Raw genomic sequence first — 13,827 nt, forward strand, 5'->3', positions numbered from 1 at the left:
TGTTGTATTCAAGCTTGTTCATTTTCCGTTCTATTTCCTTGTTTATAATTCCCATAGCTAAGACTATGCAAATTAATCACAGCGAATAGAACAAAAAGGCAACATCGCTTTCTGTACGACATTACAAGATTAAATTGGTATAATTTAAAAATATAAAACAATGGATATATCATTAAATATGGTGATGCTCATCGTAGTACTCATCGTTATCGTTCCTTTTGCCTGGTTTATTTGGGCAGAAAAAAGTGCCGTTTCTAAAAAGAAGAAAACATTCCAAAAAATTGCACAGTCAGAAAATCTAAAATTCACGAAGGTTGAATATTGGAACAATCACTGCTTGGGTTATGACGGCCAAGAAAACATCTTGTTATATAACAATTTAAGCACTTCAGATTCTGAATTTCAAAAAGTGGAATTGGATGATGTCAGAAAATGTGTTATCAATAAAATTAATAAAGATTATAAAAATGGTGATAAGCATTATTCTGAAATGGTGCGTCTGGATTTAGAGTTTACTTTTGTGTCCAACAAGCCTCCAATGACCATTACGCTATTTAATGTGGACGATAATTTTTCACAAAATCAAGAAGTAGCACGTGCCGAAAAATGGTTGGCATTGATCAATAAACATAAATACAACAAAAACAATATTGTAGCGGCATAAATAGCACAGACTCATAAAAAGCCATCTCTTATAGACCTTTTGATCATTTTTAATTGGAAGTATTACGGAGATGGTTTTTTTTACTTTTATCTCTTTTAAATTAAAACTGATTAGGTAATAGTTGGAGCCATATTGAATTTCTGAAATTTAGTTTATAATGACCTCCATTTTTGTTTTATTGGGTACAATTAAAGTTAAGACGATATACTTATGTGCATCTATTTTTGCTTCCAAAATTTTGACACGTTCTGATAGCTATCGGATTCACCAATTTTCACGGATTCCTTCCTGAAAAGTTGTAAAATTTTTTTGCTATCTATTTCACGAATGCAACGGACTTTTAGTCTGTTATAAAAACCCCTACAAGGACATCTGTCTGGCTGACCCGCGAAATGGCGTCGAAAAAAAATATGGTACTTTAGTCCCTAGTAGATTAGTTATAAGTAAATCCGAAAATTAAGTTTTTAATCCAAATTCAAATAGCGTGTAGTCAATGTTTTAAGCTTAAAGTCTTGAGTCTTGGGTCTTTTAGCGCAGCGGTCCTGTTTCTTTTCTCTGACATTATTTATCTTTCATAAAAATTTTTCCTTGGCGATATTTCGTGTCAATTAATCGTCTACTTTTGACAAAAATTAATTAGGCTATGTTGCTCGCTAGTTTTCTTATTGTTTTAGGATTTGTTCTTTTAATAAAAGGTGCAGACTGGATGGTCAGTGGTTCTACACTGTTGGCCAAAAAGAATAAAATTCCAGATTTGGCCATTGGATTGACCATAGTAGCCTTTGGAACTTCCGCACCTGAATTGGTTGTAAATACAGTAGCCTCTTATGAGAACCATTCTGATATCGTGTTGGGAAATGTTATTGGAAGCAATAATTTCAACCTGTTTATGATCTTGGGTATTGTGGGACTCATTTTTCCAATTGCTGTCCAATCGTCTACGGTTTGGAAAGAAATTCCGATTTCATTTTTTGCGGCTTTAGTATTTTTGGTATTGGCCAACGGCTATCTGTTTTCTGATATCGGCCTGTCCAGAATTGATGGAAGTATCTTGCTTATATTGTTCTTACTCTTTTTATTTTATATCTATAAACAGATGAAAGGTGATACATCAAGCGATGAAATTGCTGTGATTACAGCATCCAACTTTAAAATCTGGGGTTTGATTGTTTTGGGATTGATTGGGTTGATTGTTGGAGGCAAATTGATCGTGGACAATGCGGTGACCATCGCTAGCGATTTGGGCGTGAGCGAAAAAATTATTGGATTGACTATTATTGCTGCTGGAACTTCGTTACCAGAATTGATGACCTCCGTAGTAGCAGCCATGAAGAAAAACAGTGATATTGCCATCGGAAATATAATCGGCTCCAATATTTTTAATATTTTTCTAATCCTTTCAGTGAGTTCGCTTGTGCGCCCAATTACTTTCAGTTCAGTTTTCAATACCGATGTTTACCTATTGTTGGGCGGAACCATATTCGTGTTCGTGGCCATGTTTACAGGTAAAAAGAAAACATTGGACCGATGGGAAGCCGGACTGCTCTTATTGGTTTTTATTGGATACACTGCATACCTTGTAAGCAAAGAATTGCAGTAAATTCCTATTTATGCAATTTTAGCTGGATACGCTTCCGCGGAATATCTACATCCAAAACCTTAACGATGACCTGTTGGTGTAAGGCAACATGTGCGTTCACATCAGAAACGAAAGTATCCGATAGGTTGGATATATGAATCAAGCCACTTTCTTTGATACCGATATCTACAAACGCTCCAAAATTGGTCACGTTGTTGACAATTCCAGGTAATAATTGGCCTTCCTTCAAATCATTAATGCTTTTAATGTTTTGGTCAAACGTAAACACTTTGGCTTGCTCTCGAATGTCCAATCCTGGTTTTTCCAACTCTTTGATAATGTCCTGAAGCGTCGGTAACCCCACAGTTTCTGAACAGTATTTCTTTAAATTCAGTTTTTGAAGTTCTGTTTTGTTGCCGATTAAATCAGATACTTTTTTACCTAAGTCCTTTGCCATCTTTTCAACTATCGCATAGCTTTCAGGATGTACTGCAGAATCATCCAACGGGTTTTTGGCCGATTTCACCCTTAAAAATCCAGCACCCTGCTCAAAAGCCTTATCGCCTAAACGCGGTACTTTCTTGATGTCTTTTCGTTCTGAAAACGCCCCGTGTTCGTCGCGGTAATTGACGATATTTTCGGCCAATTTAGGACCGATGCCTGATACATAGCTCAATAAACTTGCACTTGCGGTGTTGAGATTTACGCCAACGGCATTCACGCAACTTTCAACTACTACGTCTAATTCCTTTTTTAGTTTGGATTGGTCCACATCATGCTGATATTGACCAACGCCAATGGACTTGGCGTCAATCTTGACCAATTCGGCCAAGGGATCTTGCAATCGTCTTCCGATAGAAACCGCGCCTCTAACCGTCACATCATAATTGGGAAATTCATCACGTGCTATTTTTGATGCCGAATAAATACTGGCACCAGCTTCACTGACCACAAATACTTGAATGTCGTTTTTAAATCTTATTTTTCGTATAAAAGCTTCAGTCTCTCTTGAGGCTGTGCCATTTCCAATAGCAATCGCTTCAACATTATAAGCTTCCGATAGCGAGCTTATTTTTTTCATCGCACCAAGTGTATCATTTTTAGGTGGATGTGGATAAATGGTTTCATTGTAAAGCAATCCGCCTTGGGCATCGATACATACCACCTTACATCCCGTTCTGAATCCGGGATCAATGGCGAGTATACGTTTTTCACCTAAAGGCGAACCCAGAAGCAATTGCTTTAAATTCTTTGCAAAGACTGAAATGGCAGCTTCATCGGCTTTTGACTTTGCATCTTGAAGTGCTTCGTTGGAAAGTGATGGCAACAGTAATCTTTTGTAAGCATCCTGAATGGCGATTCTAATCTGTTCAGTACTTTCGTTGTTGGAGCGGATGATTCGGTCTTCAATTTTGGCCAGAGCTTTGTCATCATCAATGGTGATTTTATATTTAATAAAGCCTTCGGTTTCGGCTCTCAGAATAGCTAACAACCGATGCGATGGTATGCGACTCAATGATTCTTCCCAATCAAAATAATCACGGAATTTTTGTGCCTCATCGCTTTCTGCTTTTGATTTAACGGCTTTTGTTGAAATCATCGCAAAACGTGCCAATTGATGACGGATATTATTTCTGATATCGGTGCGTTCGTTGATCCATTCCGCAATAATATGGCGTGCGCCTTCAAGTGCTTCTTCCGCTGAAGCGATATCACCTTTGATATATTTATAGGCAACCGATTCTAGGTCCGACGCATTCTGGCTCATCATAATTTTAGCCAAAGGTTCCAATCCGTTTTGTCGCGCCGTGTCGGCTTTGGTTTTTCTGCTTTTTTTAAAGGGTAGGTATAAATCTTCGAGCAGAGTCAAGTCTTGTGCCGCCTCAATCTTTTGTTTTAATTCTGGTGTTAAGGCCTCTTGCTCTTCAATTGCTTTTAAGATGGCTGTTTTACGCTTTTCCAGAGCTTCAAATTGCTCCTTATATTTTACGATATCACCAATTTGAACTTCATCAAGATTGCCTGTGCGTTCTTTTCTGTATCGAGAAATAAACGGAATGGTGGCATCTTCATTTAATAATTCGACCGTGTTTTTAACTGAAGATTCAGGAAGTTTTGTTTGGGAAATAATATATGGAATCAGCTGCATGACTTGGGTTTTTATTTTATTGAATTGCAAATATAGTTAGATAATATGTGATAAAAAGATACGACAGATGCCGTATAGGAAAACAGGATTACAGTTTTTAAATTTGTGAGTATGCTTAGGAAACTTCTTTTTTTTAGCCACTTTTTAGCACTCCTGCTCGTCCTACATCATATATTGATGCAATGGGTTTTTGATATTGGATTTCAGCAATCCTTATTATTCTGGATAAAAATGATTGTGGTTATTTCAGGTTTGTTGATTGCGATTCGATTTTTCAAGACCTTAAAATGGCGGCAGTTTTATTTTGCGCTTTACCCTTTGGGAGTGGCCATTTTTTCGTTTGGTTTTATGTTTCGTGGTATTTTGGGAGGGATCCTGATGTCTACAATCCAATATCCCATAATAGCAGATGAGGTAGCTTATCAAAAAGAGAATATCACCATTTATACCAAATACACAGGGTTTTTTAGCAGGTGTTGTACCTATAGAATAACAGCTTCCTATTATAAGATTTTAGAAAAGGAAATTGGAGATTTTAGGACCGAAGGGCAGGATAGGCTAATTGTTAAAAGTTTAAAGAATACAACGACGCAACTCACGGTGACTTTTGAAGATTATCTATTTGATGAGACGCTTCAGGAGCTTGAACTTCAAGATCGTGTTTTGGTTTTTGATAAGTAAATATACGGCATTTGTCGTATGGTGTTGAATGTGTTTGAAACCTATGTTTGTTGTCAATAACATGAAATTATGAAAAAATTACTACAGATGGTGATGCTTTTATCACTGACGACGACAGGGTTCTCCCAAGGAAAAATAGATTTAGAGTCATTCTCTTATCCTGTACTCACTAATTACCTCTATTACGGTATTGGGAATGCAGAGCGCACGAAGGATGTCAAAGAACTACACCTGAATTTTATGGATGGTGGTCGCTATTTTTCTTATTATTTTGATGGTCAAGGGCGTTTGTTAAAATATATTAGCAAATTCAGCAATGAGCTGATTCAATATCATTATGAGAATGATCGTATTACCCATGTGGAGAAGAAAGATAACTATGGGAGTTTTAAAAAACCAGTGGTTTATAGCCCAGACGGGAAGGTGTATTCACATCCGAGTCTCATAGGTAGCTCAGGCAATCGGGTCTTATATTACGAATATGATAATCAGGGCAATGTTGCGAAGATTTGGGAACATTCTAAAAATAATTTAGAGCCATCTGATCTAAACGATATAAAGCCAAGCTACAGTTTTAAATATGACGATAAGAATCGTCTTATTGAAGCTGATTATGGGTTTTCCGTTGAAACATACACTTATAATTTCATATACAGTACTGTTGTTGAGGTCACGGAAAGATCTGTTAGTACTTCTGGAAACAGAAAACCAATAAGTAATGCATTTAAATACAATGATTATGGTCTTTCTGGTAGTTACGCCATGGACCAAAAGGGCAATTGGATTGCTCGTGATATAAACAGGAAAAAAGAAATTGTATTTCGAAGAGTGGTGTACGCTGACGGAACAATTTCCGAATATAAATTGAAATAATATCCTATAAAAACCCTGTGGTTTGTAATCTCCCATTAAGTTTCTTTCAATTTTCCAAAGCCATTTATGCTAATGATAGGGAAAGGATGAGCAATTTTATAGAGACCGAAGCAATACCATTATTTTGAAATATTTTGTTTAAAACCATCAGAAAATAAAACCCTAAAACCCATGAGACAATTAACTATTCTTTTTTCATTTTTTATTTGTGCAAATGTATTTCCACAAAAAATAGATTGGATCAATGCACCAAATAACCCGATACCATTAGCATACACTCTTAATCACTTTCAGTTGAAGGACGATGTCAAAACAAGTGAAGTTTTTGGATTCAATAGTATATTGTTTACAAGATTTAAATATCATTTTAATCAAAATGGATTTATAGAGCAGTCCGTTTATGTTAATAAAAATGAACCTTTAAAAAGTACTTACACCACCTACTTATATAATAATGATGGGACCGTTGCCTCTAAAACAGATACAAGAGAAAACCAAATTACCTTAATTGTAACTTATAAATACAATAAGAAAAAGCAGCTAATCGCGTCTTATTTTGACAATAAAAAGAATCCACAACCCAAATACTATGATGAATTTGAATATCACAGCAATGGATTTCTTTCAAAGCATACGCAATTTAAAGATGAAAAGGCAATTTCAATGGATACTTATGATTACGATAAATTGAATAGGTTAATACAAGAAGAGTCCTTTAAAAATGGAAAGCTGACAAAATCAAGTGTTTATCATTATAACAATACCTCAGATACCATTCTCGAAGTTACAGTAAGCAATTCCAATTTTAGGGATTCGCGCACTGATGAGGTTACTGAAGTAAAGACCTATAACAATGGGTATTTGGTAAAAGAATCTTGGGGCACCTATACCTTGAAATTTGATTCACAGAACAATCTTTTGGAATCGTCATTTAGAAAATTGGGAAATAATTTTGGAGGGAAACGATTTATAAACATCTATTATAATCCTGCTCACAATAATGCCGATAACTTTATAGAGATAGGATGTGTGGCCGGGAATTGTTTGGATGGGTATGGCACTTACCTGTCAGGAGATGGATATATAAAAGCATTTTTCTCTAATTCAGCAATTAATGGTTTTAGTTTCTCTGTTAAAAACGACGATCCAGAAACAACCACTCTACTTATTGCAAATTCTGGTCAGCCTGTTAAAACCATCAGGTTTTCTAAAAATCGAATGCTTGAATATGTCAACTTTATAGAGGGAAAGATATCAGGTAAGTATTACTATGTCAAGGAAGGAAAAACAACCATTGCTGAAGTTGAAAATGGCAGTATCCGAACAAAATACGATAACAATAAAAACGATGGTTCTGTCCGATGCATCACGGGCGATTGCGAAAATGGATTTGGTAGCATTCTCTTTGAAAACGGAGATTTATTTGAGGGTTTCTTTAAAAACGGACAATCTACAGAGGGAATTCTGAAACTTTCAAGTGGCCATAGTTATATAGGTGCTTTTGCAAATGGTAAGAAATTTCAGGGTTCGGGGGTGCTATTATTTCCAAATGGCGATAAATATATGGGATTTTGGGAAAATGGACTTCGACACGGACAGGGCGTTTATCAATTCGCAAATGGAATGGAACAAGCAGGCATATGGAACAATGATGAGTTAAAAACTAAAATGTAAATCTGATGAAAAAACTTTCTTTTATCACACTGGTTTTATTTATCACAACTGGTTTTGCTCAAAAAATAGATTTGATAAACGCACCAAAAAATCCGGTTGCTTATAATTATAAAAAAGAACATTTTGATTTAAAAGGTCCTGTTTATTCCTTTAAAAATAAAGTCTTCTCAAAGGCAGGCTTGTTGATTTTTGACAATGTTTTTGGCGGAAATTCCTTTTATTATGATGCAAATGGACGTCTTACCCATACATCTGAAGGGAATGAATTTAAGTATGGATCCAATGGTTATATCGAGTCTTATACTTATGCTTCTTTGGGCATAAAAACAACGCAATATTTTTATAACGACAAAGGCTTGTTGGTTGCGGAAAAATTTGATAAGGCATCAAAAACGAATGATTATGAATATACCTATGACAGCCAAGATAGAGTCATTAAAAGCTATAGGAATGATAACAACTATACCACCTATGCCTATGAAAAAAGGGGAGATGATCTCATTATTCAAGAAAATGACGTAAGGGACGGTCTCGCAACACTAAAAACTCTTAAATATACCAAAGGCATACAAGTATCCTATGACGATGTTTTGATGAGTACTTATAATAAGATGGATGCCTATGGCAATTGGACAAAGGATTACAGTCCAGTGATTTTTTATGATGACCTCAAAAGCAACGGCAATGTGTTTACAATGATATATACCAAACAAAACAACTATACAATAGATAAACTAATGGACTGTGAATTCTTTTTAAATGGTAAACAAACGGATGCTATATACAGACGCTCGTCGAAGGCTAATGAAGTAATCATCTATAATCCATTTGATGAGAAATATTACATCATTAAAAATGCGGTAGATGACTCCCGATCTGGTCAAGTACAAGCCTTTACGGAAGTAATTATATCAACACCAACTTATCTTGAGTTCATCGAATCTTCATCTTACAAATTAGTTCATAGGGGTGCAGAGTATCAAAATAACCTTTATTTGAGGTCAGGAAGTCTTGTGGTGAGAACGTATCAGAATAATTATATCGTTTATGATAAATTTGCAGATAAAACTTTTTTTGCACCATATGATCCTGATGAAAATTTTAACATCTACGGACTCAAAAATGTTGAAGGAACCAATATCATCTACATTAGGAAAAACAAGGAAAATGGCTTTATTGCATTCGATAGAGGAAAGCCTGTCGAATCAACATATACCTTCGGTTATGATGGGAATGATGGCGTTTTATACAACGGCCAAACGCCAGAATATTATTTGCCTCAACTTAAAACCAGCAGTGTGGGAGTAGTACATCCTGGGAGAAAATATAATGCGTCAACTGACAAACGAGCTGGTACGGATTACTCAAATACGGCGACTTCCACATCATCTACTTCTGCCTGTATTACTGGAAACTGCACTGAAGGTTTTGGAGAGATTAAAACCCAACACGCCACACTTACAGGGTTTTTCTCAGGCGGGAAAGCCAATGGTTATGGCAAAGAAGTCTATAGCGATGGAACAGGATATTATCAAGGAGAATTCGTTAGTGGAGAACGGCATGGTTTCGGAATGTACACGTGGAATAGTGACCAAAGCTATTATATTGGACAGTGGAAAGAAGGCCAGCTTCACGGCTACGGCTATTTAAAAAAGGGAACTCAAGTGCTCCAAGCAGGGTACTATGAAAACGGAAAACTGACACGTAATCTGTTGAGCCAAGATTATATCAATCAACGAGCGGTGGGAAATTGTATTGGCGATTGCCAGAACGGATTCGGGTATTACCAATTTTCAAATAATGATAAATATGTGGGGTTTTTCACCAATGGACAGTTTAATCATATTGGAGCCTATACTTGGGTTTCTGGAGATGTTTTCATTGGAAATATTAGAAACAGTGAATTTAGTGGTCAGGGCATACTCTATTATAAGTCTCTAATGACGACGTATTATGGCAATTTATCAAATGCTACAAGACAGGGCATGGGCGTTTACTATAATAAATCGGGAAACATTGAGAGTAAGGGCTACTGGGATAAGGGCATACTCAAAACTTCATTTTAGGGGTTCAATATTGCGATGAGGCTTTTGGCGAGTTGTCCTTTATTTCCATCACTTCAAAAAATATTTTCAATAATAGGAATGGGATTATAGAAAAAATGACGGCATGGTCTGTAAATAAAATGAATTTTTTAGAAACTAAAAACCAAAGCAATATTCCGAGAACTATTGATACGTGCAAGGTGATTACTCCTTTTGATAATGATGTATTGAGATTAATTTGTTCAGAACCAATGCGATAAATAGCAATTTCTCTTAATAAAAAGGTAAGCAAAGTAATATTAAAGAATGTGTTTTTAAAGAAGAGCACTTCTAAATTCATGATGATTAAGTCATGATCTTTCCAATTGATTACCAATCCAAAAATTACAATGATAAAAACGATATAAATAAAAAGGAAAAACAATCTCGGCTTTATTCCATTAAGAACTTGAGCTGGGTTTTGGAATAGGTCTTTTTTAAAGTGATACCGTAATCTATAAAACACGGTCTTTAAAAATTCATCCCACCAAAACAAGTAGATAATATAGAATACAGAAATGTTCTTATTGTAAATGGCAACAATGGTGATAAGGATCATTGCTGCTAAGGACAAATATTGTGATAAGCGTGCGTGTGGTTTGTGCATCAATAAATTAGCTCTGGGTTTTAAGTGTCTAAAATAACCCAAATTCAGTTCGATGGCCTAAATTTTATTGAATTTTTGTCTTTTTGTATAAACATCACGATGTCCTATTCAATAGTTCAAGGAACGTCGTTAGGTACTCATGCACGACTTTCAGAACGACTATTTTTCACTAAAAAACTAATCATAGTGCTGTGTTGTTTTCCAAAAGATTAATCCCTTACTTTTTTCAAAACGTAGAGATCTTGTAAGTCTCCAGTGTTTTTATTGCCTTCACTGTCCAATAATGTCAGTGTGTTTTCACCAACAAAAAACGGATTTCTGTCATTGGATAATAGGATTCTTTGGCCTTGATCATCCCATTCAAAGGTGCCTTTGGTTTCAATTGGCGTCGTTTCTTTTCCTAAATAGGTTTCCTGGATAATATAGGTGTTATCACTGTTAATGGTAACAACGGTTTTGATGCCCTCACAATCGGCGCATGGCAATTCGCCTTCATATACGCCATCCCAATCTAAGGAGGTCATGCTGTTGTCTCCCGTAGCTTTCATCTCCACTTCCTCTATTTGAGGCTCCTCGATTGCTTGTGTCTCTTTTTTCTTTCCAGAATTACAACTTGTAACGAATAAAATAAGCGTTATACATAAGGTGTTTATAATATTGGTTTTCATTTTTAGTGTTTTAATTATAGTTAATCTATTGAAATTTATTAAAAAGGGAATTGATTTAAAGGAACTTTAACAGTCTGGTTAATTAGCATTTTTATCTGTAGAAGGCTCGAATGACGCTAAAATATAGCCGTTCTCATCTACAAATGTCAATTCGCCGTCGGTAATAGTATAACTGACCGCTTTTTTTAAATTGCTCATAAAAACGTTCTCAATACTGCTTCCTTCACAATATCTCATGGTGGCCATCATTTGGGAGAATTCTATTTGTTGGTTATCTTTAAGGATATAAGTACCGCCAAAAGAATTACAGCCCCCATTCCCACCGATACCATTGTCTTTGGACGATAGCTTTATATAAGGCTGTTCCAACTCTGTTTTGCTCAGATTCAAGACGTCTCCATTGAGTTTGGTCAATACCCATTTTGTGCCAACAAAGGCAGTCTCCGAAGTGCTTGAAGGCTCTTTTGGGGGCATTTGCGATTTGCAGTTAAATAAAAGAAAGCAAACCAATACTGATAAACTAAATATATATTTCATGATGGACGAATTTAAAATGTGTTTATCAAAGTTAAGGAACTATTTTAAGTCATATCCGAAATAAAATAGCTGTTTTGCTATAAATCGTAAATTAGCTAATCTGTAAGCCGTTAGGAACTTTGGACTTAGTGGCTGTGTCAGGATTTACAAATACCAATTTTCCGTCTTCAGATTCAGTCATCAATATCATGCCTTGACTTTCAACACCTCTTAATGTTCTTGGTGCTAAATTGACCAATACCGTCACACGTTTTCCAATAATTTCTTCAGCAGTAAAGGATTCGGCAATTCCAGAAACTATCGTTCGCACATCAATTCCAGTATCAACTTTCAAAACCAATAACTTATTGGTTTTTGGCATTTTTTTGGCTTCTATAATGGTCCCTACCCGCAAGTCTAATTTTGAGAAATCTTCAAAACTGATGGTTTCTTTTTGTGGCTCTACTTTTTTGTTAGCGGCTTCATTCGCTAATTTGCTGGCCATAAGTTTATCTAACTGGGCCTGAATGGCCTCATCTTCAATTTTTGAAAATAAAAGTTCTGCCTTGCCGATTTTATGTCCTGTAGGAAGTATTACAGTCTTAGATGAAATATCCGTCCATGAATTTTTGGCTTCACCTGAGTGGATGTTCAATATGTGTTTCAGTTTATCAGCAGTAAAAGGTAAAAAAGGCTCGCTCAATGTTGCCAATGCTGATGCTATTTGAAGCGCTACAAACATGATGGTTTTGGTGCGTGCTTCGTCGGTTTTAACCAATTTCCAAGGTTCTTCATCTGCCAAATATTTATTGCCCAATCTGGCCAAATTAATGAGTTCCTGACTTGCTTCCCTAAACCGGTAGCGTTCAATGGAACTTGCAATCACATCAGGGTAGGCCTTTACTGCCGCCAATGTTTCTTGATCAACCGCACTAAATTCTGATGGTTCAGGAGCAACGCCATCATAATATTTATCGGTCAAGACCACGACACGATTGATGAAATTGCCAAAAATAGCCACCAATTCATTATTGTTTCTTGCCTGAAAATCTTTCCATGTAAAATCGTTGTCCTTGGTTTCTGGCGCATTTGCAGTCAATGCATAGCGCAAGACATCCTGTTGATTAGGAAAGTCTTCTAAATACTCTGGCAACCAAACCGCCCAGTTTTTTGATGTGGATAGTTTGTTGCCTTCCAAATTCAGAAATTCGTTGGCAGGAACGTTATCCGGTAAAACATAAGAGCCTTCTGCTTTCAGCATGGCAGGGAAAATGATACAGTGAAATACAATATTATCCTTTCCTATAAAATGCACCAATTTGGTGTCTTTATCTCTCCAATACGGTTCCCAATCTTTTCCAACGCGTTCGGCCCATTCTTTGGTAGAAGAGATGTAACCAATTGGCGCATCAAACCACACATATAAAACTTTACCATCAGCGCCTTTAAGCGGCACTGGAATGCCCCAGTCTAAATCTCTGGTCACCGCTCTTGGACGTAAGCCATCGTCAATCCATGATTTCACTTGTCCGTAAACATTAGATTTCCAATCTTTTTTATGGCCTTTTAAAATCCATTCTCTCAAAAATTCCTCGTGCTTGTCTAAAGGTAAAAACCAATGTTTGGTTTCTTTAAGCGTTGGTACATTACCACTTATAGCCGATTTCGGATTGATCAAATCAGTAGCATTTAAACTGCTTCCACATTTTTCGCATTGGTCGCCATAAGCTTCCTCATTACCGCATTTTGGACAAGTGCCCGTTACAAAACGGTCAGCTAAAAACTGGTCAGCTTCTTCATCGTAAAGTTGTTCGGTGATTTCTTCAATAAACTCACCTTTATCATATAAGGTTTTAAAGAATTCTTGAGCCGTTTCATGATGGACTTTAGCCGTGGTACGTGAATAGTTGTCAAAACTGATTCCGAAATCCTCAAATGATGTTTTGATAATGCCATGGTATTTATCAACAATATCCTGAGGTGTCACGCCTTCCTTTTTGGCTTTGATGGTAATGGGTACACCGTGTTCATCACTTCCGCAGATAAAAATAACATCTTTTCCGATGAGTCTTAAATAGCGGGTGTAAATATCAGCTGGCACATAAACTCCGGCTAAATGACCAATATGGATGGCTCCGTTGGTATAAGGCAATGCTGCGGTAATGGTATATCTTTTAGGTTGATTCATCAACTAATAATTTAATGGTTGTTGCAAGTAACGAGACGAAATAACAAAGTTTAGTTTTGAATTTACAGATTGCTTCGTTTTACTCGCCATGACGCTTATTTTTAGAAGCCACAAAAGTACACATTTTGACCTCGATTTGGAAAA

Annotated in this window: 11 protein-coding genes; 6 read left to right on the top strand and 5 right to left on the bottom strand. The window is 36.3% G+C overall.

The annotated features are described in order from the left end of the window. Positions 1–160: 160 nt before the first annotated feature. Together H3Z82_RS05035 and H3Z82_RS05040 are read left to right on the top strand one after the other, a co-directional pair. On the top strand, positions 161–664 hold the full coding sequence (locus H3Z82_RS05035) for a hypothetical protein (protein ID WP_182203223.1): 504 nt from the start codon (positions 161–163) through the stop codon (positions 662–664). A gap of 643 nt (positions 665–1,307) precedes the next feature. After that, the gene (locus H3Z82_RS05040; RefSeq protein WP_182203225.1) at positions 1,308–2,264 is read left to right on the top strand and encodes a calcium/sodium antiporter; all 957 of its coding nucleotides are present in this window, start codon (positions 1,308–1,310) and stop codon (positions 2,262–2,264) included. A 4-nt stretch (positions 2,265–2,268) separates the two neighbouring features. Here H3Z82_RS05040 and H3Z82_RS05045 read toward each other — a convergent pair whose 3' ends face one another. Further along, positions 2,269–4,392 (bottom strand): Tex family protein, encoded by a 2,124-nt coding sequence (locus tag H3Z82_RS05045; RefSeq protein ID WP_182203227.1) that lies wholly within the window; start codon positions 4,390–4,392, stop codon positions 2,269–2,271. Between the two features lie 111 nt (positions 4,393–4,503). Between H3Z82_RS05045 and H3Z82_RS05050 the strand changes: the two genes are divergently transcribed. From H3Z82_RS05050 to H3Z82_RS05065, 4 genes are all read left to right on the top strand, one after another. Continuing rightward, the gene (locus tag H3Z82_RS05050) at positions 4,504–5,073 is read left to right on the top strand and encodes a hypothetical protein (RefSeq protein WP_182203229.1); all 570 of its coding nucleotides are present in this window, start codon (positions 4,504–4,506) and stop codon (positions 5,071–5,073) included. Between the two features lie 69 nt (positions 5,074–5,142). Further along, on the top strand, positions 5,143–5,946 hold the full coding sequence (locus H3Z82_RS05055; RefSeq protein ID WP_182203231.1) for a hypothetical protein: 804 nt from the start codon (positions 5,143–5,145) through the stop codon (positions 5,944–5,946). 171 nt (positions 5,947–6,117) lie between these two features. After that, a complete protein-coding gene (locus H3Z82_RS05060) occupies positions 6,118–7,620 on the top strand; it encodes an MORN repeat-containing protein (protein WP_182203233.1) in 1,503 nt (500 codons plus the stop codon). A 5-nt stretch (positions 7,621–7,625) separates the two neighbouring features. After that, positions 7,626–9,686 (top strand): hypothetical protein, encoded by a 2,061-nt coding sequence (locus tag H3Z82_RS05065; RefSeq protein WP_182203235.1) that lies wholly within the window; start codon positions 7,626–7,628, stop codon positions 9,684–9,686. Positions 9,687–9,690: 4 nt separating this feature from the next. Here the strand turns inward: H3Z82_RS05065 and H3Z82_RS05070 are convergent, their stop codons facing one another. From H3Z82_RS05070 to metG, 4 genes are all read right to left on the bottom strand, one after another. Continuing rightward, positions 9,691–10,311, bottom strand: coding sequence for a hypothetical protein (locus tag H3Z82_RS05070; protein ID WP_182203237.1), 621 nt, complete (start codon positions 10,309–10,311; stop codon positions 9,691–9,693). A gap of 209 nt (positions 10,312–10,520) precedes the next feature. Next, positions 10,521–10,979 (bottom strand): copper resistance protein NlpE, encoded by a 459-nt coding sequence (locus H3Z82_RS05075; RefSeq protein ID WP_182203239.1) that lies wholly within the window; start codon positions 10,977–10,979, stop codon positions 10,521–10,523. 78 nt (positions 10,980–11,057) lie between these two features. Next, positions 11,058–11,516 (bottom strand): META domain-containing protein, encoded by a 459-nt coding sequence (locus H3Z82_RS05080; RefSeq protein ID WP_182203241.1) that lies wholly within the window; start codon positions 11,514–11,516, stop codon positions 11,058–11,060. Positions 11,517–11,607: 91 nt separating this feature from the next. Further along, entirely contained in the window at positions 11,608–13,683 is a 2,076-nt protein-coding gene (gene metG / locus H3Z82_RS05085; RefSeq protein WP_182203243.1) for a methionine--tRNA ligase, read from the bottom strand. Positions 13,684–13,827 lie beyond the last annotated feature (144 nt).

The organism is Gelidibacter maritimus (assembly GCF_014062315.1).
Lineage (GTDB): Bacteria > Bacteroidota > Bacteroidia > Flavobacteriales > Flavobacteriaceae > Gelidibacter > Gelidibacter maritimus.